Annotated in this window: 31 protein-coding genes and 1 pseudogene; 23 read left to right on the forward strand and 9 right to left on the reverse strand. The window is 43.9% G+C overall.

What is annotated here, in order from left to right:
* Positions 1-29: 29 nt before the first annotated feature.
* From PAENI_RS03790 to PAENI_RS03800, 3 genes are all read right to left on the reverse strand, one after another.
* The gene (locus tag PAENI_RS03790; protein WP_149644294.1) at positions 30-1433 is read right to left on the reverse strand and encodes a sensor histidine kinase; all 1404 of its coding nucleotides are present in this window, start codon (positions 1431-1433) and stop codon (positions 30-32) included.
* 2 nt (positions 1434-1435) lie between these two features.
* Positions 1436-2095 (reverse strand): response regulator transcription factor, encoded by a 660-nt coding sequence (locus PAENI_RS03795; protein WP_149644295.1) that lies wholly within the window; start codon positions 2093-2095, stop codon positions 1436-1438.
* A gap of 503 nt (positions 2096-2598) precedes the next feature.
* Positions 2599-2856, reverse strand: coding sequence for a hypothetical protein (locus tag PAENI_RS03800; protein WP_042187657.1), 258 nt, complete (start codon positions 2854-2856; stop codon positions 2599-2601).
* 739 nt (positions 2857-3595) lie between these two features.
* Here PAENI_RS03800 and PAENI_RS03805 point away from each other — a divergent pair.
* Both PAENI_RS03805 and PAENI_RS03810 read left to right on the forward strand, forming a co-directional pair.
* A complete protein-coding gene (locus PAENI_RS03805) occupies positions 3596-4279 on the forward strand; it encodes a hypothetical protein (protein WP_076282792.1) in 684 nt (227 codons plus the stop codon).
* Positions 4280-4305: 26 nt separating this feature from the next.
* Entirely contained in the window at positions 4306-4497 is a 192-nt protein-coding gene (locus tag PAENI_RS03810) for a hypothetical protein (RefSeq protein ID WP_149644296.1), read from the forward strand.
* 416 nt (positions 4498-4913) lie between these two features.
* Here the strand turns inward: PAENI_RS03810 and PAENI_RS03815 are convergent, their stop codons facing one another.
* The 3 genes from PAENI_RS03815 to PAENI_RS03825 all read right to left on the reverse strand — a co-directional run bounded on the left by PAENI_RS03815 (position 4914) and on the right by PAENI_RS03825 (position 6725).
* On the reverse strand, positions 4914-5750 hold the full coding sequence (locus tag PAENI_RS03815) for a sulfurtransferase (protein WP_149644297.1): 837 nt from the start codon (positions 5748-5750) through the stop codon (positions 4914-4916).
* A gap of 127 nt (positions 5751-5877) precedes the next feature.
* Positions 5878-6222, reverse strand: a complete 345-nt coding sequence (locus PAENI_RS03820) for a hypothetical protein (protein WP_316502755.1) — start codon at positions 6220-6222, stop codon at positions 5878-5880.
* A gap of 131 nt (positions 6223-6353) precedes the next feature.
* Complete coding sequence (locus PAENI_RS03825) at positions 6354-6725, reverse strand: hypothetical protein (protein WP_149644298.1); 372 nt, start codon at positions 6723-6725, stop codon at positions 6354-6356.
* 199 nt (positions 6726-6924) lie between these two features.
* Between PAENI_RS03825 and PAENI_RS03830 the strand changes: the two genes are divergently transcribed.
* The 5 genes from PAENI_RS03830 to PAENI_RS03850 are packed head-to-tail and all read left to right on the forward strand — an operon-like array spanning position 6925 to position 10435.
* On the forward strand, positions 6925-7881 hold the full coding sequence (locus PAENI_RS03830) for an ABC transporter ATP-binding protein (protein WP_262495490.1): 957 nt from the start codon (positions 6925-6927) through the stop codon (positions 7879-7881).
* A complete protein-coding gene (locus PAENI_RS03835) occupies positions 7874-8620 on the forward strand; it encodes an ABC transporter permease (protein WP_149644299.1) in 747 nt (248 codons plus the stop codon). The genes PAENI_RS03830 and PAENI_RS03835 overlap by 8 nt, the downstream gene beginning before the upstream one ends.
* Positions 8621-8622: 2 nt before the next feature.
* Positions 8623-8997 carry a GntR family transcriptional regulator gene (locus PAENI_RS03840; RefSeq protein WP_042187671.1) on the forward strand — a complete coding sequence of 125 codons (375 nt, stop codon included), beginning with the start codon at positions 8623-8625 and terminating at the stop codon, positions 8995-8997.
* A 14-nt stretch (positions 8998-9011) separates the two neighbouring features.
* Entirely contained in the window at positions 9012-9713 is a 702-nt protein-coding gene (locus PAENI_RS03845; RefSeq protein ID WP_149644300.1) for an ABC transporter ATP-binding protein, read from the forward strand.
* On the forward strand, positions 9707-10435 hold the full coding sequence (locus PAENI_RS03850) for a hypothetical protein (protein ID WP_149644301.1): 729 nt from the start codon (positions 9707-9709) through the stop codon (positions 10433-10435). Before PAENI_RS03845 ends, PAENI_RS03850 begins: the two co-directional genes overlap by 7 nt.
* Positions 10436-10532: 97 nt before the next feature.
* Here the strand turns inward: PAENI_RS03850 and PAENI_RS03855 are convergent, their stop codons facing one another.
* Positions 10533-10913, reverse strand: coding sequence for a PilZ domain-containing protein (locus tag PAENI_RS03855; RefSeq protein ID WP_042187677.1), 381 nt, complete (start codon positions 10911-10913; stop codon positions 10533-10535).
* Positions 10914-11036: 123 nt separating this feature from the next.
* Here PAENI_RS03855 and PAENI_RS03860 point away from each other — a divergent pair, with 123 nt between their 5' ends.
* The 10 genes and pseudogenes from PAENI_RS03860 to coaD all read left to right on the forward strand — a co-directional run bounded on the left by PAENI_RS03860 (position 11037) and on the right by coaD (position 17181).
* Positions 11037-11645: a pentapeptide repeat-containing protein gene (locus tag PAENI_RS03860; RefSeq protein WP_076298872.1), complete on the forward strand. Its 609-nt coding sequence runs from the start codon at positions 11037-11039 to the stop codon at positions 11643-11645.
* A 579-nt stretch (positions 11646-12224) separates the two neighbouring features.
* A complete protein-coding gene (locus PAENI_RS03865; RefSeq protein WP_149644302.1) occupies positions 12225-13034 on the forward strand; it encodes a glycoside hydrolase family 73 protein in 810 nt (269 codons plus the stop codon).
* Between the two features lie 20 nt (positions 13035-13054).
* Positions 13055-13339 carry a holin gene (locus PAENI_RS03870; protein WP_149644303.1) on the forward strand — a complete coding sequence of 95 codons (285 nt, stop codon included), beginning with the start codon at positions 13055-13057 and terminating at the stop codon, positions 13337-13339.
* Between the two features lie 111 nt (positions 13340-13450).
* Complete coding sequence (locus PAENI_RS03875) at positions 13451-13873, forward strand: hypothetical protein (RefSeq protein WP_149644304.1); 423 nt, start codon at positions 13451-13453, stop codon at positions 13871-13873.
* Positions 13874-13992: 119 nt separating this feature from the next.
* Complete coding sequence (gene yjcZ / locus PAENI_RS03880; protein ID WP_149644305.1) at positions 13993-14088, forward strand: sporulation protein YjcZ; 96 nt, start codon at positions 13993-13995, stop codon at positions 14086-14088.
* Between the two features lie 262 nt (positions 14089-14350).
* Complete coding sequence (gene yjcZ, locus PAENI_RS03885; protein WP_149644305.1) at positions 14351-14446, forward strand: sporulation protein YjcZ; 96 nt, start codon at positions 14351-14353, stop codon at positions 14444-14446.
* Between the two features lie 318 nt (positions 14447-14764).
* Positions 14765-14969: pseudogene (locus PAENI_RS03890) on the forward strand (helix-turn-helix transcriptional regulator).
* Complete coding sequence (locus PAENI_RS03895; RefSeq protein WP_149644306.1) at positions 14969-15424, forward strand: DUF6773 family protein; 456 nt, start codon at positions 14969-14971, stop codon at positions 15422-15424. Before PAENI_RS03890 ends, PAENI_RS03895 begins: the two are co-directional and overlap by 1 nt.
* A 646-nt stretch (positions 15425-16070) precedes the next feature.
* Entirely contained in the window at positions 16071-16679 is a 609-nt protein-coding gene (rsmD, locus tag PAENI_RS03900; RefSeq protein ID WP_060624086.1) for a 16S rRNA (guanine(966)-N(2))-methyltransferase RsmD, read from the forward strand.
* Entirely contained in the window at positions 16663-17181 is a 519-nt protein-coding gene (coaD, locus tag PAENI_RS03905; RefSeq protein WP_076282781.1) for a pantetheine-phosphate adenylyltransferase, read from the forward strand. The genes rsmD and coaD overlap by 17 nt, the downstream gene beginning before the upstream one ends.
* Here the strand turns inward: coaD and PAENI_RS03910 are convergent.
* Positions 17153-18379, reverse strand: a complete 1227-nt coding sequence (locus PAENI_RS03910) for a nucleoside recognition domain-containing protein (protein WP_149644307.1) — start codon at positions 18377-18379, stop codon at positions 17153-17155. The two genes, coaD and PAENI_RS03910, sit on opposite strands and share 29 nt — an antisense overlap.
* A 152-nt stretch (positions 18380-18531) precedes the next feature.
* Here PAENI_RS03910 and PAENI_RS03915 point away from each other — a divergent pair, with 152 nt between their 5' ends.
* The gene (locus tag PAENI_RS03915; RefSeq protein WP_076298877.1) at positions 18532-19569 is read left to right on the forward strand and encodes a SepM family pheromone-processing serine protease; all 1038 of its coding nucleotides are present in this window, start codon (positions 18532-18534) and stop codon (positions 19567-19569) included.
* Here PAENI_RS03915 and PAENI_RS03920 read toward each other — a convergent pair.
* The gene (locus tag PAENI_RS03920; protein ID WP_149644308.1) at positions 19559-20797 is read right to left on the reverse strand and encodes a nucleotidyltransferase; all 1239 of its coding nucleotides are present in this window, start codon (positions 20795-20797) and stop codon (positions 19559-19561) included. The genes PAENI_RS03915 and PAENI_RS03920 overlap by 11 nt on opposite strands.
* A gap of 310 nt (positions 20798-21107) precedes the next feature.
* Here PAENI_RS03920 and PAENI_RS03925 point away from each other — a divergent pair, with 310 nt between their 5' ends.
* The 5 genes from PAENI_RS03925 (at position 21108) to PAENI_RS03945 (ending at position 24854) form a co-directional block, all read left to right on the forward strand.
* Positions 21108-21620 (forward strand): YceD family protein, encoded by a 513-nt coding sequence (locus PAENI_RS03925; protein WP_042187699.1) that lies wholly within the window; start codon positions 21108-21110, stop codon positions 21618-21620.
* A gap of 69 nt (positions 21621-21689) precedes the next feature.
* Positions 21690-21863: a 50S ribosomal protein L32 gene (gene rpmF / locus PAENI_RS03930; RefSeq protein ID WP_019911234.1), complete on the forward strand. Its 174-nt coding sequence runs from the start codon at positions 21690-21692 to the stop codon at positions 21861-21863.
* Positions 21864-22286: 423 nt separating this feature from the next.
* The gene (fapR, locus tag PAENI_RS03935; RefSeq protein WP_042127208.1) at positions 22287-22883 is read left to right on the forward strand and encodes a transcription factor FapR; all 597 of its coding nucleotides are present in this window, start codon (positions 22287-22289) and stop codon (positions 22881-22883) included.
* Positions 22867-23856 carry a phosphate acyltransferase PlsX gene (plsX, locus tag PAENI_RS03940; protein ID WP_042187701.1) on the forward strand — a complete coding sequence of 330 codons (990 nt, stop codon included), beginning with the start codon at positions 22867-22869 and terminating at the stop codon, positions 23854-23856. The genes fapR and plsX overlap by 17 nt, the downstream gene beginning before the upstream one ends.
* An 8-nt stretch (positions 23857-23864) precedes the next feature.
* Positions 23865-24854, forward strand: coding sequence for a beta-ketoacyl-ACP synthase III (locus PAENI_RS03945; protein WP_139328492.1), 990 nt, complete (start codon positions 23865-23867; stop codon positions 24852-24854).
* Positions 24855-24878: the final 24 nt, after the last annotated feature.

Raw genomic sequence — 24878 nt, forward strand, 5'->3', positions numbered from 1 at the left:
TGAATCTTCCTAACCTTAATCCAAAGATGTTATAGAGTAGGAGGGCAGTTGTTATAGAGTTGTAAAAAGAGTCTGATGCTAGTTCCCTCGCCGAGGACAGAGTTTAAGGATAGTCTGGCCTTATGCGCTTCAGCAATTTGCCGACATAAGGATAATCCTAGGCCAGCGCCGCCATATTCACGTGAACGAGCCTGGTCTCCCCGATAGAAAGGTTCAAACACACGTTTAGCCATCTCTGCGGTGATTCCGGTTCCCGTATCACGGATTTCTAGCACGGCTTCTCCATCCAGCTCATAGGCCAGCATGTGGATTTCGCTGCCTTGCTTGGAGGCATGAATCGCATTCTCAACCAGATTTACCAATAATGAAGCTAGTAAATCGGGATCTCCCCAGACATTTGAAATCGTATGTTGGACATGAAATCTTATGCCAGCAACCGTCAATTTTGGGCGCTCCGTCTGTAGGATAGCTTGAAATAGTTCCGAAATATCCACCTGCTGAAGTGCCAACGGCTGATGCCGGAGGACAGACAAATCCAGCAACTTGAAGGCCAGATTCTTGAGACGAAGGGTTTCACTAAGAATATAGCCGCCTGCAGTTTGCTGTTCTTCCTGTCCAATATTGGCCGTGGTCAGAAACTCGGCGAACCCCTGCATGCTGGTCAAAGGCGTGCGCAACTCGTGGGCCAAATTATCCACCATCCTTTGTTTTTCTTCAGCCATGTCTGAGAGTTCGGTAACCCTCTGCTCCACGGCCTCCGCCATCCGGTTGAAGTTCAAGGCCAGTTCGCCAAATTCATCTTTGCTGCGCAGCTGCACCCGTTTCGTATAGTCGCCTTCGGCGATCGTTTTGCTGGTCTCTGACAGGAGCTTTAACGGCTTGCTTAGATGCCGGATTAGAAGATAAAGAAGTAGCAGCAGAATGGGTCCCACGATCCAGTTAATCATTACAAAAAAGCGGTTCAGTTCCTGTTGCTTGTTGAAGAGCTCACTGATATCACGCTGATAGACAAGCAGCAAATGCTGGTAAGGAGCAGGAAGCTGAGTGGAGAGCTGAATAGAGCGTTCGTCTGAGGATACAGGCTGATCGCCTTTTCCTAAATTAGATTTCCCGAATTGTCCTTTTTGGGGAGGGTAAATCATTCGGTCGTTCTCCCATAGCTGTAAATAGATTCCCTGCTTACGGTAGTAATCTCCATAGGACTCAGAGACGCTGGCCAGTAGAATAGGGGTCAATGCCGTTCCCCGTGCTTGAATAGAATTAAGGTTCTCATAAATATTGTTGGCGATTAACAATTGCTCACTGGAGGCTCTCTGCATTTCACTGTCCATGTTTAGCTGCCAGCTTTTTTTCATCACCATAATGACACTTACATCCAGAGCAGCAATAAAGAGAGCGAGTACCGACAGCAGAATCTTATGCCAGAATCTCATGATTAGCTCTGAACTTCCAGGCGGTAGCCTAGCTTGAAAATGGTTTTGATCCGTTCTTCCCAGCCCAACTTTTTACGTAGCTGACGGATGTGGACATCCACGGTGCGGGTGTCGCCCTCAAAATCATAGCCCCATGCCAATTCCAGCAGCTTTTCCCTCGACAATGCAATATTCCGGTTACGAATTAATACCTCAAGCAGCTCGAATTCCCTAACGGTCAAATCAACCGGTGTCTGATCTACTAAAACTTGCCGTTCCAGGTAACGCACCTCAACATTATCGCAAATGAAGCTGGAGGTACCTTTTTCACCCCTGCGCAGGACTACATTGATTCTTGCCAGCAATTCAAGGATTTCAAAGGGTTTAATGATATAATCATCCGCGCCCAGCTCGAAGCCTTTAATGCGGTCAGCCAAAGAATTCTTGGCGGTGATCAAAATCACTGGAACCTGCAAATGTGCAATCCGCTGCATCACCTCAAAACCATCCAATTCCGGAAGCATAACATCCAGCAGAATCAAATCAGTCTTTTCACGCTCCAGAATTTCGAAAACCTCCGGTCCACGGTAAGCCTTGCTATATGTATGTCCAACCAGCTTGAGATTCATTGTAATTAAATCATTAATCGCTCGTTCATCTTCTACTACCAATATATTTGCCATTTCGTATTTCTCCTCCTGGTACCTTGCTCACTAAGTGCCACTTTCGTTATACACTATATACAACTAGAGGAAGGATTGTCCAGAAGGTTGGTAGTTTCATCAAGCGTTAATACCTAATAGGATAGAAAATTATGTGCTGAGCTGTTACCTTAACAGTAGAAACTGTTGTATTGGTCTTCCATCTATCATGAAAATATTTACAAATATAAATTGTTGATTTCGAATACATCTGAGAAACTCCAGTGTGAGGTATACGGGCCACCTCCAGCACCGCCAGCACATACTGGCAGTCGTGACGCACAGGAGTTAGCTCTGTACTCTAATTTATACTTGGCACAGAAAAGGTTAACGTCATATAGCGATATCCTTAGGTTGCTGGATTATATGAACGTCTGGATTTTAGAGCGTTTGCTTCGGAGGCCGGCAGCGAATTGATTGTACGTAAAAAGCTGCCCAAACTTCCCGGGCAGCCTCTCATATTCTTACGCGTACGTCTTCTGAGATCAAGCCGTTTGCGCCTCATGTTTGCGAGCTGTTACAGTGTCTTCTTTTTCCGTGGATCCGTTGTCCTGACGCTTAACTGCTTCCTCGTCTCGTACCCCATTCAATTCATGTTCGTTTTGATGAAATTCCTTGAGTATATTCTGGTAAATATGAGCCTCTTGAAGGTTCAGTCCGTCGCGATTTTCTTTCAAAACCCAGTTCTCTACCGTTTTCTTCAAGATTTCGCTCTTCCGTTCCAGCAGTTCCGTATAACTCAATTTACTTCATCCTTTCCGGTTCGTGGTTTAAAACGCCGGATGGACTTTGTTTACTTGTCATTTCGTGCGTTTAACATCACATCCGACGTAACGTTTACCATTATACAGAAAATCCTGGTCGAACCCAACGCGGACCAACCGTCCTCAGATAGGGTGAGCACTACTCAGAATGGAACGGGAGTCCTCAGCGGACCGTTTCGCAGAAGTGCGGCCGGATACTCCGGTATGCTGATAGTTGCTTCTCTTTCATATAATCGTTTAACCAGATATCAAGCACGCGCTTTTAACTTTAATCTTCCTCAAAAGCAACCGTAATCCCCATACGAAACCCAATCACTCTAACTTACTGCATACCTTTATATATTCGTATATCCGGCCTTCTCCGGCGATAATACCCCCAGGCGGGCAGTTGATTAAAATGGAAAGTAAACCCAAAATTGAAAAGATAAAATATGCCATATGAAAATGTATTAATAGTGAAAATATTAAAAGAAAAGAGGATATAAATATAAAAATAAATGGAATAGAGGGTGATAGAATTTTTGGGGGATTTTACTGGGCTTATTTATTTTGAATGATCCTGCCGATTTCCTATTGTGCATTCTAATGATAATGTGGCACACTATGTATAGATAAAACCAAACGAGGCAAAGAATGCCCCGTCTCCTTTCCTTTTGGAATAGAGGCGGGGTTTTGTATGATTAAAAACATATTTCGTTGCAGAGCGAGGGGATAGGTAATGGGTTTCGAGAGGGAGCATAATGAATGGTTATGTAATCATCTTAAACAAAGGAAGGGAGAGCGGCTCGATGCACTTAAACGCGGTCATGGTTACGGAAACCGCTTGTTTGTCGAGCGGGTGTGGTGGCCTCTAGCCGGACATTTTCACGGATTACACCCAGAATATGAAGTTAAGGACTGGCGCGGCAGATCCTATTTTGTGGATATTTTGTGGGAGATCGGAGCCTCGCGTATTGCATTTGAGATCATGGACTATGGCTCACATGGAACGGAGCGAAGCAAATACCGGATGGACTTGAACCGCGGGCTTTTTCTACAGTCTCAAGACTGCACGGTGCTCTATATCTCGCTGGATGAGCTAAAAGAAAATCCATCCTTCATTCTCTCCGCGCTGCGGAACATTCTCTTTTCTTATTTGTTAGCAGAAAAGTCTGCGAAGACAACCGTTGAGAGAGCCTATTCCAGAATCGAGCGCGATCTGATGCGGGCAGCCATCCGGCACCATCGAGTCCTTCGCCCGGCTGATGCCGCGAGAGAACTGGAATTGCACACGATGACGATCATTAAATACTGCCGTCAGCTGGTGGATAAAGGTAAATTTCGCCCGGTGGCAAGAGGTTCATCTCAGCGGATCATTTACTATGAATATATTGGTACGCTACAAAGTCCAGATTTGGTTTGAAGATGAAGTCCGTCGAGAGAATGTGAATGGAAATTCGAATACAATTTGCCGTCGGTAACGTAAATGGGCAAATGTATGCGAAAAATCGAATACAATGTGCCACCGGTAAGCTGAACGAGCCAAATGTATGCGAAAAACCGAACACAATGTGCCGCTGGCAAGCTGAACGAGCCAAATACACACGAAAAATCGAATACAATGTGCCTCCGACAAGTTGAACGAGCCAAATGTATGCGAAAAACCGGACACAATGTGCCGATGGTAGGTAAACGAGCCAAATGTATGCGAAAAACCGAATACATTGTGCCACTGGCAAGCTGAACGAGCCAAATATATGCGAAAAATCGAATACAATATGCCACCGGCAAGCTGAACGAGCCAAATATATGCGAAAAATCGAATACAATATGCCACCGGCAAGCTGAAGGAGCCAAATGTATGCGAAAAACCGAATACAATGTGCCACCGGCAAGCTAAACGAGCCAAATGTATGCGAAAAATCGCATACATGTGCCACCGAACCATGAACGAGCCAAATATACACGAAAAATCGAATACGATATTTTTCCAGTCGGGTAAATCAGGCCTCTGATTTCCAGGGAATCACAAGAATCCGCGCCGCAGGTTCTTTATTCTATTCTTCTCCTATCGCCACCGGATTCTTCTCATACGAAATCCAATCACTCCAACTACCCGCATACAATTTCACATTCCTATACCCAGCTTTTCCGAGCGCGAGCACATTCGGGCAGGCACTTACACCTGAACCGCAGTACACGATAATCTCTTGCTCAGGATCAATTCCCTCATAATGCTCTTTCAGCACCTCAGTTGATTTCCAGCGTCCTTGCTCATCCAGTACTTCTTTCCAGAACTTATTGATCGCCCCAGGAATATGACCTGCCTTCGGATCAATCGGTTCTTCCAGCCCTTCATAGCGACGGGACTCGCGGGAATCAATCAATAGTGCGCCACCGTCGTTAACTACATTTTGCACATCTTCCATGCTAGCAAGCATCTTCTTCTGAACATCTGCTTCATACTGGCTAGGAATTCTAACCGCTTGATGATCACTTACGGGGAAGGATGCTTTTTTCCAAGCAGAGTAACCTTCATCCATTACAAACACACGTTCATGTCTCAAATATTTAAGCATCCACCACAGACGGGAAGCGTAGGCACCACCCTGATCATCATAAGCAACGACAATACTATCTCTGTTAATGCCAACCTTGCTAAGAACGGTGGTTAGCTTCGAGATTTCTGGTAGGGGGTGGCGCCCCCCGTGTGCGCTTACTGGAGCGGAGAGTTGTTCTTCTAGATGAAAATAGATTGCGCCCGGAATATGATCTTCCGTATAGGCTTTACGCCCAGCTTCCGGATCTGTGAGCAAAAAACGGCAATCGACTATAACCAGTTCAGGTTCGTATAACCGAGCAAGCAGCCAACGGGTAGAAACGATTGGTTCCATAAAGATACCTTCTTTCTATTAATATGTATGGAGTCATTATAGCGGAAAATAAATGAGGACGCACCTTAAGCTTATAGCTTAAACTGCGTCCTCAGGTGATTAGATCAAACGATATCCTGAAGGCAAGCTACCAGTGCGCTGTATGGCGCGAACCTGCGCCGGAGTCAGCCGCTGATTGGCTTGAAATGAGCGATTCGACATCTCCTCTACGGAGAAAGTCATCCAGTTCGCGAATGCTGCGGTTACCACGCAGAATTACGAAATTGTCACGGAAGCGAGAACGATCGAACAACACAAGCGTAGCGTTCGGATTCGTGGAGAAAAAGCGTAAGCTTTCTATTCCAGTAAGGACTGCATCAATATCTGCAATGCCTAGGTTGCCGCGATAGGTTCTGCGGAGCCCACGAAAGTTCTCCTCACTATATACTCTTAATCTGGGATAGATTACGGATGCTGCTTTTATAGTTACCATATTTCATCTCTCCTTGTTGGATTGACTTAGCAGGTAAATCTAATAACTATTTGACCTCAGATGATAAGTTAGGAAAAAGGAGTAACCTGGGCTCTTGCTCCAGATTACTCCTTTCTTGTTGAATGGAAATGTTAGATCAAGCGATATCCCGCAGGCAAAGTGCCGCTGCTGCGGATATTGCGAATCTGTTCGAGAGTTAATCTCTGATTGGTTGAAATAATGGATTCCACATCATTGCCGGATATGAAATCGTCCAAATCACGGATGCTGCGGTTACCACGGAGTACGCGGAAGTTCCCTCTAAACCTAGTTCTTGTGAACAGTACCAGTGTTGCATTGCTGCTGGTAGAGAAGAAACGAAGACTCTCAATACCATCGAGGATGTTGTCCGTATTACGAATGCCTAGGTTGCCAGTATAGATTCTACTGTTACCCCTAAAGTTTTCTTCATCGTAAACAGTTAAGCGTGGGTTAGTCTGTGATACATGAACTTCTTTTTTCATTTGTCATTCCTCCTTTGTAATCTAATCTATGTTCATTTCAATTTTTGGTTTGGCTGATAGTCTAATAGAAAGCCCTTATTTTGCGTAATTCATAATTTCGGGCTTTACACCAACAATATATTAGTGTACTATTCAACTATAACACCGACACATTAAAACAAACTCATCAATAATACAAAAGATGGCAGGGAGGATTACCATGAAGCAGGGAAGTGATGAACGCATGCAGGATTCAATCGTGCTGCAAATGAATGGGGTAAGCAAGATCATTAAAGGGAAATCCATTGTGGATAAGCTAACATTTGATATTCGTAAGGGAGAAATTGTTGGGCTATTGGGACCCAATGGTGCAGGGAAGACAACAACGATCCGGATGATGACGGGTCTTATACGGATGAGTGAAGGCGATGTGATCGTTCAAGGTCACAGTGTTAAGAATGATTTTAATAAAGCTATTGGACATATTGGAGCGATTATTGAAAATCCAGAGTTCTATCCATATATGACAGGGCTTGATAATCTAAAGCAATACCAGAGAATGACTGATAATATTGAGGCTGGCAGAATTGATGAGGTTGTTGAATTGGTAGGACTTCAGGAAGCAATGAATAAGAAAGTGAAGGCCTATTCGCTAGGTATGCGTCAACGTCTTGGGATTGCTCAGGCATTACTGAACCGACCAAAGTTATTGATTCTAGATGAACCTACGAACGGCCTTGACCCAGCGGGAATACGAGAAATGCGTGATTATATGCGTAGGATTGCTGAGGTTGAAGGGATTTCTATTCTAATATCCAGCCACTTACTGACTGAAATTGAACAAATTTGTCACCGGGCCATCGTGATTCAGAACGGCAAATTGGTGACCGTTACAGCGATAGGTGGGGAGCAGGAGACAGTTGCAGATGTGAAACTAACCATTCGTGTAGGCTCAGTAGAATCAGCAATTAACATCTTGGAAGGGCTAGAATACGCAGAGTTATTGTCTATGGATAGTGCTCGTTCTGAGGTGACGATAAATCTGCATGACAGTAAAGTACCGGAACTAGTGTCGACTTTTAGTAATAAAGGGGTAGGTATTTACCGGATTGCAGAGAATAAACAAAGCTTAGAGGAAGATTTCTTGAAATGGACAGGAGGGAACCGAATTGCGTAGCTTTAATAATTTGGTTGTTAATGAATGGCTCAAGCTCTCGAAGAAACGTACGTTTTTTGTACCTTACCTGATATTAATTCTATTATCTTTGCTATTAGGTTACATTGTTCATTCTGCCTCACCTGATATGTTTGGATCAGCTTATGATTTTTCAGCAATGATGCTGCTTTCACAAGGGATTGGGCAAGTGATTACCATTCTCGCAATCATCGGAACAGCGGGTATTGTCTCAAAAGAATATAGTCAGGGCACCATCAAATTCCTTCTAATCCGTGCGAGAAGTCGTACAGCAATACTTGCGTCCAAATATGCTGTTGTGTTGATTTACGCGTTCTCAGTGGCAGTTGTCGGCATGTTGGCGGTTTTTGCATCAGGAGCTTTATGGTTTGGCTTGAGTGGTGGTGAGGCTGGTATTCGTGAAATGTTAACCAGTTTAATGTATAACTCAGTTAGTACGGTTGTATATTCAACACTTGCTTTTATGATCGGGATTTTGACAACATCTACGGGTGTTACAATTGGTGCTACAATGTTTATGCTGATGATAGACAAATTGGTTATTTTTCGTGAATTTTATAAATATGTATTATTCCCCAACCTAAATTTAGCTGCTTATGAAGGTGGAGGAGCACCTATGCCTGGAATGACGCTGACCTTTTCCATAGTAATGCTAGTTTTATACACAGCTGTCTTTCTACTCATAGGCTTCTCCGTCTTTAGACGAAGGGATGTTGCTTAATCATGACAATCGAATTCGATAACAACCTGCCGATTTATATTCAGATCATGAATTACATCAAAGGAGAAATCGTCACAGGTAAGTTAAAACCAGGAGATAAAATTCTCTCGGTACGAGAGCTTGCCAATGAACTGCAGATTAATCCGAATACAGTACAAAGAACCTTTCAGGAACTGGAGCGTGAAGAAATCGTGGAGACCCGGCGTGGAATGGGAAGATACGTCACTAGTAATGAAGGTACTATTTTGACCATCAAAAAAGAAATGGCAAAGGATGTACTGGATCGTTTCATTCGTGGCATGCAGGACCTTGGTTTTCAAGGTGAAGATATTTTAGCGGCAGTTGCAGAGAGTATCCGAAACAAGGATGGAGAATAGGGGGGGGAAGCAAGTTGGAAAATATACTTGAGGTTCATGACGTTACAAAAAAATATAGATCCAAGCACGCCCTCCGCGGAGTATCCTTTAATCTGAGTGCGGGTAAAATCACGGGACTGCTGGGCAGTAACGGCAGCGGTAAAAGTACACTTATGAAAATCATCGCCGGGCTGACACAGCCTACTTCCGGTCGTGTATCCATTATTGGAGGGGCTGTAGGCATAGATAGTAAAGCAGTAGTGTCATTTATGCCCGATAAGCCGCTTACAGAATCCTGGATGAATGTTAAGGATGCTCTGAAGTTCCAAAGTGATTTCTATCCGGATTTTGATCAGACTAAGGCTTCTCGAATGTTGGAGTTTATGAAGCTAAGAGCTCAAGATAAGGTTAAGGATTTGTCCAAAGGGATGAATGAACGTCTACAGCTTACACTTGCTTTATCGCGCCGAGCTAGCCTGTATTTACTGGATGAGCCAATCGGTGGTGTTGATCCAGTAGCAAGAACTAAAATTCTTAACGCGTTAGTAGAGTTTTATGAAGAGGATAGCACCATTCTCATATCAACCCATTTAGTATCGGATATTGAGCGGATCTTTGATGATGTGATTTTTATAAAAGAGGGAGAAATTGTGATGCATACGGCGGTAGAGGATATCCGGCTGCGCCAAGGCAAAAGCATAGATGAATTGTTCAGAGAGGTGTACGCGGAATGCTAAAGTTAGTGAAGTATGATTTTAGACGAGATAGGGATAAGTTTCTTGCTGTTTTTGTAATTACCGTCATTTTGCAGTTTGTGATAGGATTTACAATTAATTCAGATCAGGACATGTTTATGATGAACATCATTACCTATGTCGTAGCAGGAGTAGTGCTTCTTTTTCTTACATTACGTACCTTTAATCAGAACTTGAGTTTATACAATCGGAGACTTGTACCTGTACCAGTTCTGTATATGGCTCTATCACCGGTGCTACTATTTCTAGGGTTGTTGCTCGGATTATTTATAATCGCTTATATTCATTTAGGCGTATATATAATGATGTTTTCAACTTCATTTTTACCGGTTAAATTCTGGGAGGTTTCTTTGTATGCAGTGCTAATAATCTTTTGGACATCCGTCTTCACCATGCTGCTCGTGATGTTCTCCATCACTGTTGCACGGAGTGTGAGAGTGAAAGGGAAAGTATGGATAGGGTTAGTAACTTTTTTTATAGTTCAGTATATAATTTCATTTTTAGAGACTTGGATGTTCGATCATAAGTATATCCCTATGAAAAGTGAATTCCGGTTTGAAGTGACTGATGGTGCAGCTAATTTAAATGAAATTGAAATCCCTCAGTATTTCTTTGGTTTACTTCCAATCTTGTTCGAAGCAACCATTGCAGCATTACTAATATTTGTGATTATCAAACTTATTACGAGAAGAGTAGAGTCCTAACCACAATAGTACGAAGGCAGAGCTAATTAGCTCTGCCTTCGTTTTTATGCAAAAAAAAGACGCCTTTCCATGAGGAGGGCATCTGTTATGTAGAATTCTACAGGCCCTCTACATTTAGAGAGGCTGTCCATATATCGAGTTCTCTATGTAGCTGTTCTTCTTCGTCCTCGTTCAATTTAAGTTTAACTCCATATTGGTATTGGCCGAGTCCGAACATCCAGCCCCAGCGGACGCTGCCCACGAGTTGAAGCTTTTCTTCGTTTAATTGAAGATGAATCACTAGCTTTGTATCGCCCGCCGTGAATCGAAGATTCAGGGGGGTGCGCACTTTGCAGCCAGATCGGCTAAGATCGAGCAACACAGCTTCTGTTAGCTTTCCGGCACCCGGACCGCTACTACTTATTGGAACTTCAATCCAGCATTCAAGCGGCTGGTTCATTACATAGCGAAATGGTTCTTTCCTGCTGGACACATCCATAATTTCCCTCCATATCGTTTATTTGCAATTATATCGAAAGAGATTGTTGAGAACAATCTACTAAAGTGCTATTTTTAATAAGAATAAATTTATTTAATCCTAATGAAGGTGATGAGACTTAACATGTACCAATACCTTAATGAAACGTTCCAAAAACACAATTTTGACCAAGGAAGTCTACAGGACGGGGAACTAAATAACTGTACATTTGAGCAGTGTTCCTTCAAGGGAAGCTCTATGGAAGAGATGACTTCCATCGGCTGCCGATTTATAGATTGCGATTTTACTGGAGCCATGCTCAATGCATCACATCATAAAGGCTCGGCTTTTACTAACTGTAAGTTCACGGGTGCGAATCTGTTCGTATCGAAATTTGAAGATTGTAAAATGGTAGGATCTGATTTCTCAAATGCTTATTTGGACGGGATCACACTTATCGGCGGGGACTGGTCTTACACGAACCTGAGACATACCAATCTTAGCAGACAGGATCTGCGCGGGATTCGATTTACTGAGGCCGATCTCATGGGTTGTAATTTGCAAAAAAGTGATCTTCGAGGGGCTGATCTGAGCCGTGTACAGCTGTCTCAATGCAAGCTTAAGGGGGCTGACCTACGGGATGCTATTGTTGAAGGAATTGATTTGAAAAGTTTGGATCTGCAAGGTGTTCGTATGGATATAGATCAGGCTGTACTGTTAGCACGCTCTTTTGGGGCTAAGGTAGGAAACTAGGAATAGGGGCATCAGCTGTTAATGTTGTAGCGGTTGATGCCCCTTTAGATTTCTATCAAGAAATACATATGCACATTGTATGAAACTTCTTATGTATATTTGCTTGCTTAACGGCTAACGCAGTCTTTTTCTGGGTTTGGCCCACCATTTAATCCAAAGGAAACCTTCGTCATCACGGAAAAATTTAATTCCTACCCAGCGTAAGGGTGTCCATAGTTCTCTAAAGTAATATGAAGGCATAGTCTATTAGACCCTCCTATATAGTCAATTAATACTATATGTTACGCTAGTTTTAATGAAACTTCAAGACAATTTTACTTATAATTACATATTATGAATCTACGAGAAGTAAAATGCTCATGTGAGCAGGACTAATAGCCCTATGTGGGTTGCATGCTTCATTTTATTCTTTTCAGCTGCTTATGTCACATCTGAATTATCCAATACTAACACGCGCTCTTTGGGCGCGTGTTTTGACGTTTATTTTGAATGGAATCTAGCAATGACGCTCTATTAGTAGGGATATGCACAAGCATTTCATTATGCTCAGCATTTAATAAAAGGAGAGGAAGTGATGAAATGACGGAGACTGAGTTTATTGCGAAGATCGCAAATTTTGCTGTGAAGGACATGCAGATCAGCAAGGTTCCGGCATCGCTAACGATAGCTCAAGCGGCGCTGGAATCGGGCTTTGGCAGCAGCGGATTGACTGTTAAGGCCAACAATTTGTTTGGGATTAAAGGTAGCGGACCAGCCGGTAGTATTACTGTGCAAACTACTGAATATGTTAATGGTAAAGCTGTTAAAGTAGAAGCTCTTTTTCGGGCCTATAACAACTGGGGAGAATCTGTTGCGGATCATTCCGCGTTGATTGTGAATGGTGTTTCGTGGAATCGTTATCTTTACAGCAAGGTGCTTGGTGCTAGTGGCAAGGTAGCCGCACAAGAGATTGCTGCCGCTGGTTATGCTACCGACCCAAACTATGCAGCAAAGCTAATCCAAATCATGGATACTTATAATCTGTATAAATATGATGATGAAGCCAAGGAAGGTGATGACGAAATGTCGGCAGAGGATAAACAAAGGCTGGCTAGTCTCGAAACGGAAATAAAGGAATTGCGTGCTCTTATTGTGAGCCTTACGGATAGCAAGGATACGCTAAAAACAGGTATGCAGGAACAAGGCCAGTCGATTACTAAGCTTTCAGATCGTGTGACTTTAATCGAAGGCCGTGCAGTGATGAATGTACCTCCATGGGCTGAAGCGGCAGTAAAAGCAGCGAGTGCTGCAGGGCTGCTGGATACACCGTCAGGTGGCAGTTATGACTTCTATCGCATAATAACAGTGCTGAACCGTGCAGGCTTACTTGTTTCTGGTAGTGGAAAATGAAATAAGGAGGATTAAACACCATGTATAATGATGCTCTCAACAGTGTGCTTGCCTTTGCTTCCGTGCTGGCTGTTTTTGTAATGGCACTTGTACAACTTGTGAAGAATAGCGTGCAACTTCCGCGGAATATTGTACCGGTTGTTGGATTAGCTATTGGCTTGCTGGTTGGAGCAGTGGCCTATCCGTTCACTGATATGAATCTGATCCTACGGCTTTGGGCTGGAGGGCTAGCAGGACTTTCGGCGACGGGGTTATTTGAGCTTGCTTTTAACAAAAGGGAAGGAACCAAAACAGATGATAAATAGACTCGGTCTATCAGGTATATAAAACAATCGTTTTATACAGGTATTGTGACTATGCAATCTATCGAGAACCCTAATATATTATCTTATGTCAATTATAAAGGGGGTGCAACGATGGGAACTTATCTTGATGGAAGAACGTCACAAAATGCCAGCCTCGCCAATTCTATATCTATTCCTATAACCGTTCTAAATACTCCACAGTTGTTTGGACAGATTGGGTTGTTGACTGCTGGAGTGACAACAAATCCGCGTGTGCTGCTTAAAGGAACGATCTCTGTAACGCTTCCTTTAGCTTTAGTAGGAATCACAATTACGATTGTAAGAGGAACCTTGCCAACCGATCCGCTTATATATTCTGCTACTTCAACTTTTGGTCTAAGTATTGTGGCTCCGCAAGTCATAACCTTTTCAGCAGACGATTTCTTACCTGCAATCACACCTCAACTCACGTATACAGCATTTGTTTCTTCTAATCTTCTCGGCACAGTTCGTGTGGGTCCAGAAAGCTTTGACGGTATTTTAGTTTCTGATTAAACATTTTTACACTAACCTCGCGCAGTTGGCGGGGTTTTATTTTTAACTGTTCGCCCAATCTTCTTGGGGGGTTAATACATATCCTGTGATGTATTCTAAAATACGGAGGAGGTCTTCACATGGGTACTCATGTTGGTGGTGCTTTTACTTCTACAAGTGCAATCTTAGTTTTGTTCATCTTGCTGGTAATTATTTCCTGCGCTTGTATGTTCTAAATCCAATTATATTAAAAAGGGCCTGCTACTAGCATTAGTGCTAGTAGTGGGCTTTTTATACTTTGTTACATCGAATCATGCTACAGATGGAACGGTACGAGTAGGTCCAGGAAGCTTCAACGGCATTTTAGTTTCTGACTAAGCTTAGAGCCATTAACCTGGTTGGTTGCCCAGTGGGTTCTTTTTTAACCGTTTGCCCAATCTTTCGGAAGGGTTAATACATATCCTGTGATGTATTCTAAACTATGGAGGAGGTCTTCACATGGGTACTCATGTTGGTGGTGCTTTTACTTCTACAAGTGCAATCTTAGTTTTGTTCATCTTGCTGGTAATTATTTCCTGCGCTTGTATGTTCTAAATCCAATTATATTAAAAAGGGTCTGCTACTAGCATTAGTGCTAGTAGTGGGCTTTTTTTACTTTGTTACATCGATTCGTGTTACAGATAAATAACAGCCAAAAGTAATCCGTAGAATAAAACATGAGTTACAAAAGGTGGGAGATAGAATTCCGATGATGGGATACATCTTAAAGGATATTATCTAGTGGTATTGATAATTTATTTTCCCTTTAGCAAACTTAGTGTGCGAGTTTGCTTATTATTCACAAATAAATGTAATATATAAATTGCATTTTGTAATAAATATATTATAATTTGAAGTACATGGAGGGATTCAATGAAAAACAAGCGAATGAAAATTGCCCGAATTAGGTGCCATATGAAACAAGAAGATTTGGCAAACATTGTTAGGGTGACAAGACAAACAATTGGACTTATTGAAGCTGGTAATTAATAATTATAATCCATCACTAAATATATGCGTTGCAATTTGCCAAGCACTCTGTAAAACTTTAAACGATTTATTTTGGGAGGGAAAATAATGAGAAACAGCAGAGACAATGATGAGCGCATTGTGTCTCAAAGAAGAAAAATTCAAAGTGATGCTTATCAAATATTAGTATATTGTTTGCTGGTATCAATTCTGATTCAACAATTCATAATGAATGCTCCGTTTACGCAATTTGCAGTCGAGGTTTTCTGTTTGATTGGTATTGGAATATATGTAACAATACGGCACTTGTCTGTTGGTGTTGATATTTGGGATTCCCAAAGAAACACATATAAAAAGCTACTCATAAACAGCATTATTTCAGGCGGAATTTGTGTTTCGTTGCTTATAGTTTTGGCGGGAGAAAGAAATGTATGGAGCATTATTTTAATCTTTGTATCTTTTATAATTGTTTATTTTCTTACACACCTAGTGTTACGGAATATAAACAAAAAAAGACAACAGCAAATCGATGATGAATTAGGTAGTGATGATACAGTTGAATGAAATATGCGGATTTTTCATCCTCATCTATCTTGCCACGCTCATATAACCGTAGGTCGTTTTCCATATCCAATTCAATATGAATGAGCTTAAATTTTATCGGAGGGAGTTGAATACGCTGCTGAAAATATGGCACGTCGCAGATCTCCGAAAGGATAAGCACGAGAGCCCATATTTCCCTATGACCGTGATCTTTGAGCCAAGAGGCAATTGCAGAAATTTGGGGTATTCCTAAGGCGGCAGCATTCGCAAGCCACTGTGTGTGTTCTTCTTTCTCATTGTCCGATACTAGTAATTTTGTATTGGTTATTCCATATATAATAATAACTTTTAATGTCTTTACACATAAATTCGGGGCCCTATCTCTAGGGCCCCTTTCATGGGAGAGGAGAAACCGGACGAAGAGCTTATGGGGAAACGTAAGCCTGCTTCGCGGTTGTCTACGACATTTGTGGTGTCGATAATTACATGATGTCCCTGGAAGCCCAGTCTTATACATAAGGAAGACTTATTTATCGGAATAGTCTTGATCTTTCCATTTTTCATATCTAGACAAATTTTTTATTTCATCGCGCAAATGTGTTACGATAGGCGTGGACTTATGCCCTTTTGGGTATAACAAACAGAGACATAGAGCGGGTGATTGACGGTGAGAGTGGTATCGGGAAGTGCAAAAGGAAGACCACTAAAAAGTGTGCCGGGAAGTGGAACAAGACCTACAACCGATAAGGTGAAGGAAGCTGTATTCAGTATGATCGGTCCATATTTTGAAGGTGGAGCGGTACTGGACTTGTTCGCAGGTACAGGTGGTTTGGGTATCGAAGCTTTAAGCAGAGGGATGGAAAGTGCCGTATTTGTAGATATGGATCCCAAGAGTATTGACACCATTCGTGCCAATTTGAAGGCGACTAATCTTGAAGCGAGTGCGCAAGTGTACCGAAATGAAGCAGGAAGAGCACTCAGTGCATTAGAGAAGCGGGGACGTGTTTTTGATTTAGTCTTTCTAGATCCTCCCTACCGATTGAAGCACGGAGATGAGCTGATGCTATCTATGGTAGAAAAAGGAATGCTGCAAGAGGACGCAATCATTGTTCTGGAGCATGAATCAAGTTATGCCTATCCTGAGGATATCCCAGGATTTTATAGGCTGCGTCAGGCCGTATACGGAGAAACGACAATTTCTATTTATCAGTATGAAGCTAATCCTTCTGTGGAAAGCGAGACTGGTGAGGAGGTAGAGAATGAGTCAGCAAATTAGAAAAGAACGTGTTGCCATCTATCCAGGCACCTTTGATCCCGTGACTATGGGACATATGGATATTATTCGGCGCGCATCCAAGCAATTCGACCGTTTAATCGTAACGGTGCTTAATAATTTGAGTAAGAACCCGCTGTTTACTGTAGAAGAGCGGACAGAGCTTTTAAGACAGGCAACAGCTGATATTCCCAATGTGGAAATCGACAGCTTTAGGGATCTATTAGTCAATTATGTTCGTCAAAAAGATGCTCAAGTCATTGTACGTGGTATTCGTACCGTAACTGACTTTGAATATGAACTGCAAAATGCATCCATCAACCATAGTCTGGATCCGGATGCGGAAACGATCTTTATGATGACTAATCCGAAATATTCCTATTTAAGCTCCAGCGTTGTAAAAGAAATTGCCCATTTTGGTGGGAATGTGTCTGACTTCGTGACACCTGAGGTGGAACAGGCGATGAAGCTTAAATTTAATCGAGCCGATGGCGAAAAGCGCTAACGAGATATATCGTTGCGGATAATGCCAGGAGGATGATTAGCAGAAGCGATTGCAAACTAAGCAACTGTGGAAAAGAGCTCCATATGGCAGTTACATTAATGGTTCTGTTTGGTATGGATTGTGAATCAGCGAGCGCAGGCAAAGCAGCTTCACTTATTACTAAAAGTGGTTTCCATAGTAGCAGTGTTAATAAAAAAGCATAAATGCCATGAATCAGGCGAACTGCAGCATAGGGGAGGAATCTGACATTTGCTTGTTTAAGCAACGTCAGCACCTGTAGCTGCGCGCAGAGCCCGCTCCAGCCTAGTGCAGCAGAGAGTAAGGCCAAGCCTAGTACACCTGATGCTCCGGCTCCGATGCTCGAGAGCCCTTTGCTTATAGCGTCGGCTCCTAAATGAATCTCAAGCAAGCTCGCTGGCAGAGCGGCTGGCAATGCAGGAAGTACCGTAGTAATGATATTGATGACCACGGCGAACATAATCATGTAACCGCCCACAACCATCAAATTTTGTACCGCTGTAGCTACTGACTCCCCAAGAAGTCTGCCGAAGCTTCGGCCATCTCTTGATCTGGCTTCAGTGGCTGCAAGTTGGACACGACTATATAAAGAAGGTCGTTTGGTATTCGTGCTTTCTTTTACAGAAGGCTGCGGATTGTCTAGCCGGCCATTTAAAAGAGCGTCTGTATAACTGGCCAAAAGTCCTGAAACCCAGTGGATAGCAAGTAGAAAGTAACCTGCTGTAGGACTATGTAGGAAAGCTACACCAATCACAATGAGCAGGGTTACTGGACTGGCGAAATGCGTAAGTGAAGCAAGACGAGCGGCTTCCTTGTCCGAAATGCTGCCCTGCTTATGAAGCTGCATTACACCTCCAGCCCCGCCGGGGAATCCAGCAGTGATTCCAAGCGCCAAAGTCCAACCACTCGCGCCAGGCAGTCGAAAGACCTTTTTCATCAATGGTTCCAGGAGCACTCCGAAACCATGCACGAAGCCCGAAGCGGTTAGCATCTCAGACAGCATCAAGAAGGGTAGAAGTGCAGGGAATACGAGTGTCCACCAGAGCTTTAACCCTTGGAGAGAAGCCTCGAAAGAGCTTTCTGGTGAGATGATGATGGCAATGGCTAACAGGATTGCGATCACCCCAGATAAAAAAGGGGTGGAGCGACTAGCTAGCCGGCGTATTTTAATATTGTTCATTTCTAGAATCACCTCTTCATAACTTAAGGCATAGCGGATGTGTTATCAATTTATGCAGAGTAGACAACCATCATGCCAAACCACTAGTCGAAGCGGTAATGAAGTTCAAACATTCATATCCTAAATGTGCCGTGGGAAAGAAGGGAAGAGTAGTGAAGCAGTTGAAGCATCGGCCGGGATTCCGTGCCACAGCTTACCTCTTTACGTTTGTAGTTATCGTGTATGTATTTGTATTTATGAACACCCCGTACATTGTATATCAACCGGGTAGTGCCTCTGAAGTTGCCCCTATGATTAAAGTGGAAAATGCTGATCCAGCTGAAGAAGGAACCTTCATGATGACTACAGTATCTGCTAGTTACGCTAATGTGGCGTTGCTTGTCGCCTCTGTTTTTAACTCAAATTCAGAGGTTGTGCGGAAAGAAACACGGTTAGGAGATAAGTCTGAAGATGAGTATGCTGCGGAGCAGGTTTTTTATATGAACAGCTCGCAATCTTACTCCGTTCAGGCGGCCTATCATGCTGCAGGAATTCCCTATGAGGATGTTGTGGATTATTTGTATGTTTTTTCAGTTCCGGTTGCCAGTAATAAAGGACAATTCCAGCCGGGTGACAGAATCATAAGTGTAGAAGGCCAGAAGGTACCCGATCCAGAAGCACTTTCTGCTTTACTTTCAACAAAAAAAATCGGTGATCAGGTCGCTGTTGTTTTACAAAGAAACGGTAAGGAAGTAAAGGAACAAGTGACACTTGTCGAGATCAAAGATAAAGAAGGTACTGCAGTTCGGCCTGGTTTTGGAGTCACTATAGCTGCGGTTCAAAAGGTAAAACCTAAAGAACAAGGCAAAGCGGTCAGCTTTGTGGATACGAATGTTGGCGGACCTTCTGCAGGACTGATGTTCACTATGGAGATTTACAACCGGCTTACGCCTGGTGATTTAACCAAAGGTCATAGGGTTGCAGGAACGGGCACGATCGACGCTGAGGGTGTGGTAGGTGCTATCGGTGGAGTGAAGCATAAGATTGTTGCTGCGGATCGAGAAGGGGCGGAGATTTTTTTCGTTCCTGTTAAGAATTACGACGAAGCCAAAACGAAAGCTGATAAAATCGGCACATCTATGAAGTTGGTACCCGTATCGACACTGGATGAAGCACTGAAGTATATGGAGGAACTACCGGTCAAACCATGACCGGAGGTTCCAAATAATCGCGATACATATCGGTTCTGTGAGGTTCTCGAAAAGCTCCTGCGAAAGCAGACGCGGCTTGAAGGTCTCGTTCAAGTTGTGGATGGGAGCACAGTGACGGCCGCATGACGATGGGTAAGGTTGCTTTTTGTTTCATCTCTTTAAGGAGAGCTCGTCCACTTTCTCTAAAACCAAGGATTCGAATATATCCGGGCCCCTCCGCTAGTACAGAAGGGGTCATTTCTTCCTTTGTATGATTTAGCAAAATATGTAGTAGTAGACGTTGCAGTCGTGTATGCGTATAACGCTTGCTCTTAAGGGCTTGAAGCAAACCCGAGACAGAGAATTGCTCAAGATCGGGCATAAGACGAAGGATTCTATTCTCCAAGCCTTCATTCATGTCTTGGATGGTTCGTAGCTCGGCAGCGGTACGTGTAGAGAGCAGGTGACGGAGGGGACCTCGGAAATGCTCCAATTCCAGAGGACCTCTACCTGCTGCATGCTCTCTTTCTAATATGGACACGCTATATTCCGGCATGTATGCTGCTGGAGAGCCGCCTTCTTGCAGCAGCTTGCGAATAGCAGTGGCGCTTGCGATCGATGAGCCAACTTGCAAAGGATCATGGAATCCGGCTGCCGTTCGCGGAACGGTTAGCGGCTCGATCTTGCTATTTAGCCGCTGCAAGGCGATGAGATAATGCAAGCCAAGGCTGTTATTCGGCTGGCGCAGCAGCTCGCCAGCATCGCCGGGACTCTCCTCTTCATGGAGAGTCCCATCAAAGGCCACCGCCGCCGCTGCGCTGTACGCGGCGGGGAAGCTCGCTCCGAGCGCCATGCGGCGGCGGATCTCGCTCTGAAGTTCGCTGCTTTCCTCTGCCAAATACTTGGCCAGAGGAAGCAGCGAACCCAAAGTGCCGGCTTCGGAGCCGAAGCACAAGCTGTCCACGACTCCGGTCGCTTCCAGCAGTGCAACTGCTCCGAAGGCGAACCATTCTGCCGGCTGTACAGCATAGGCCACCGGCAGCTCAATGACGAGGTCGGCGCCCATTCGTAGCGCCATCTCTGTCCGGGCTTGCTTGCTTACCACCGCCGGCTCGCCGCGCTGAGTAAAGGGACCGCTCATGACGACAATGGCGCGCTCAGCGCCAGATAGTCTTTTGGCTTCGGTGAAGTGATGGACATGTCCGTTATGTAATGGATTGTATTCTGCTATTATTCCAACTGTTGTCACTGCTGCTTCCCTCCGTATGTGACCATTATTTTAAATATAAGAAGGTATAAGATATGCACCTACCCTTTATGTCTTATATTTTACGCTTTAACGCTTATCGTCCTTATGAAGATGCTGTAGTCTTTTATGCTTGTAGAGATTAGTAGGATTAATATTTAGAAACTCAGTTCGCATATGCTGTCATTTTGATTTACACTAATAGTTATATCATAATTCTCTCCAATTCCTGAAACAATATAAAGGGAAAATGGTTGACAAAGGTATATAATACTAGGTATAATAAATTTTGTTTGTTTGGGAGTGATAAGTTATGCAGATTCACTTTCGCAAATTAGCGAATGCCGACGAACCGTTACATATTCACGATGTTGTGGATGTCAGCGAGGTAGTCAAAGGGCGCAAGGATATTCTAGCTGTTGCTCCGCTCTCAGTGGACCTTAAAGCGCTGCCCGCGGGAACCGATTGTGTGAACGTGGTGGGAAAACTGAGTGGAGATGTGGACATGTTATGTTCACGTTGTCTCACGGAGGTCAAAAGTGATTTGAACATTCCTTTTGCTGAGACTTTCAAGTGGCTTAAGCAGCCAGTTCTTCCAGATGATGACGAAGATGAGGAACTCATTTACGTCAAGGATGAGGTTGTGGATCTTATTCCTTATGTGGAAGAAAATTTCGTACTGCACTTACCGGATTCGGTATTGTGCAAGGCAGACTGTCTTGGTCTTTGTCAGAAATGCGGACAGAACTTGAACGAAGGCACCTGCAGTTGCGACAACACAGTGATCGATCCTCGACTCGCTGGGTTGAAAGACTTTTTCAAATGAAACATTACAACAAAACACATTCTGCTCTGAGGAGCAGGCTGACAGAAATATCACAAGGAGGTGGAACACATGGCAGTACCACAACGTAGAACGTCTAAAACACGCCGTGACAAACGTCGCACCCACTTTAAGTTGGTTGTGCCGGGCATGGTGAAATGCGAACAATGCGGAGAGTTGAAATTGGCTCACCACGTATGTAAAGTTTGCGGAACTTACAAAGCAAGAGAAATCATCAAACAATAGTTTCGGAATAAATAGTACTTCACTATCGGTGAAGTACTATTTTTTTTGAAATATAAGAATATATAAGTTTTACGCTATACATTATCCTTATATTTTTTGCATAAACGCTTACCGTCTATTAGGGACGCTGAGGCGTTTATGCTTATCCAAACATAAGCCGCCCAGAAGTCAATGCTTTATTTTTGGTGCGGCATGCTTTATACTACATATTAGTACCTGGTTCTAAATAATGTTTAAGGTTATTTGACCTAATATAACAGCGGCCATTCAAGCGGCCGAATGCTTTCTTTAAAATATAAGAAAGTATAAGTTATGCACCTATACTTGATGTCTTATATTTCTCGCTTAAACGCTTATCGTCCATAAGGACGCCGAAGGCGTTTATGCTTGGCACGTGCCAGGAGGTGAGCCGCAATCGAGCGGATGTCCAAGAAAGAACGTCAGCAACAGCTGCTACATATAATCGCAGGTAATCCTTTTGTAACGGATCGGGAGTTGACTCGTCAGCTAAAAGTTAGCATTCAGACGATTCGGTTAGACCGAATGGAGCTGGGGATACCGGAACTGCGTGAACGAATGAAGCAAATGGCAGAGCACTCCTATGATCAGGTGCGCTCTTTGCCTGCGGATGAAGTCATCGGAGACATTGTGGATTTACAATTGGACAAGAGTGGGATTTCGATATTTGAGATTCGCGAAGACCATGTGTTCTCTAGAAATGGGATCGCTCGTGGTCACTATGTATTTGCTCAAGCGAACTCGCTTGCGGTTGCCGTAATCAACGATGAAATTGCTCTGACCGCTTCAGCCGATATACGTTTTGTACGCACAGTTCAGCTAGGTGAGAAGTGTATTGCAAAAGCACAGGTGCGGTCACTCGCCGGTAGGGGTGGCAAAGCAGAGGTGGACGTATTCACCTATGTCGGAGAAGAACTAGTGTTTCAGGGCCATTTTATAGTGTATCGGTCCGCAAATGATGAACACAGTGAAGGGGGTAACCATAGTGCTGATCGCCATTGATGCCATGGGCGGGGACAACGCTCCTGAATGTAATGTCGAGGGGGCGTTGTCCGCGGCCGCGGAATGGAAAGATACGCAGATTGTGCTTGTTGGTGACGAAGCCAGATTAGAGCCACTACTCAAAGACAAGCCATCTAATCTGACAATACGTCATGCAGGAGACGTCATTGGTTCTGATGAAGAGCCGGTTAAGGCAGTTCGTCGTAAAAAAGACTCATCCATGGTTGTAGCTGGACGAATGGTGCGTGAAGGTGAAGCAGATGCTATGATTTCGTCGGGTAACACGGGTGCGCTAATGACCACAGGACTCCTCGTAGTTGGCCGGATGCAGGGAATTGAACGTCCTGCACTGGCGCCTATGATTCCAACGCTTGACGATGTTGGCGTACTGGCTCTTGATCTTGGTGCTAACATGGATGCGAAGCCTGAACATCTGGTACAATATGCGCTGATGGGCAGCATTTACCGGAGCAAGGTTCATGGTATTGCTAAGCCGCGTGTGGGACTTCTGAATGTAGGGACGGAGCCTGGAAAGGGTAACGAACTGACGAAAGAAGCTTATCCGCTGCTTGAGAACTTGCCAGGCATTCATTTTATCGGTAATGTTGAGGCACGTGACGTACTGACAGGGAATTGCGATGTGCTTGTCTGCGATGGATTTGCCGGTAATATTTTGCTAAAGTCTCTTGAGGGTACGGCGGGTGCTTTGTTCTCTTTGCTCAAGGAGCAATTTAGTCGTTCTCTGAAGACTAAGCTTGGCGCGGCTATGCTGATGCCGGAGCTTAGAGCTTTAAAGGGTAAAATGGATTACAAAGAGCACGGTGGTGCACCACTACTCGGTCTTAGCGGATTGGTAGTTAAGGGCCACGGATCTTCTGACGGAAATGCAGTTAAGAATGCGGTAAGACAAGCGCGGATTGCTCTACAAGCCGATCTTGTGCCAAGTATATCCAAGGAAATTAGCGGGAAGTGAGTGACGACATGAGACAGTTGCGACCGGTTGGAATTATAGGAACTGGGAAATATGTACCTGAGAAAATATTGACAAATAGCGATCTGGAAAAAATAGTGGAGACTAACGATGAGTGGATCGTCAGTCGGACAGGCATCCGCGAGAGACATATTGCTGCGCCTCACGAGGCAACTTCTGATCTAGCGTATGAAGCAGCACTCAAGGCACTTGATTCCGCTGGAATGAAAGCCGAAGATTTGGATCTTATTATTATTGCAACAGTAACACCTGATAGTGCTTTCCCTTCTACAGCCTGTATTTTACAGGATAAACTGGGTGCTAAAGGCGCTGCGGCTTTTGACTTGTCAGCAGCCTGCTCTGGTTTTGTATACAGCTTAGCTACTGCGGTTGGCTTTATTCAGAACGGAATGTACAACAATGCACTTATTATAGGTGCGGATACTTTATCCCGCATCACAGATTATACAGATCGCAATACTTGTGTCTTGTTTGGTGATGGAGCAGGTGCAGTTATCATTGGTGAGGTTCCGGAAGGTCGTGGTTTCCAATCCTTTGATCTGGGTGCTGAAGGCTCTGGAGGGAACTTGCTTAAGCTAGAAGCCGGCGGTTCGCGCTTGCCTGCCTCTCAGCAAACCGTTGAAGATAAGAAGCATTTCATTTATATGAATGGCCGTGAAGTCTTTAAATTTGCTGTTCGTGTAATGGGCTCAGCTACAGAACGTGTGCTTACTAAAGCTGGTCTGGGTAAGGAAGATATCGATTTGTTTGTACCTCACCAAGCGAATATTCGTATCATTCAATCCGCTATGCAACGTCTTGATTTGCCACCAGAGAAATGTGTAATCAATGTTGATAAATATGCCAATACTTCGGCTGCCTCCATTCCACTAGCGCTTGTTGAAGCGGCGGAAGAAGGACGTATGAAAGAAGGCGACACCGTCCTGATGGTTGGATTCGGCGGTGGCTTGACTTGGGGCGCATCTGTATTGATCTGGTAATAAGCTAAGACCGTTATACGGGAA

Origin of the sequence: Paenibacillus sp. B2(2019), assembly GCF_008370385.1 — a bacterium.
Taxonomy (GTDB): domain Bacteria; phylum Bacillota; class Bacilli; order Paenibacillales; family Paenibacillaceae; genus Paenibacillus_AQ.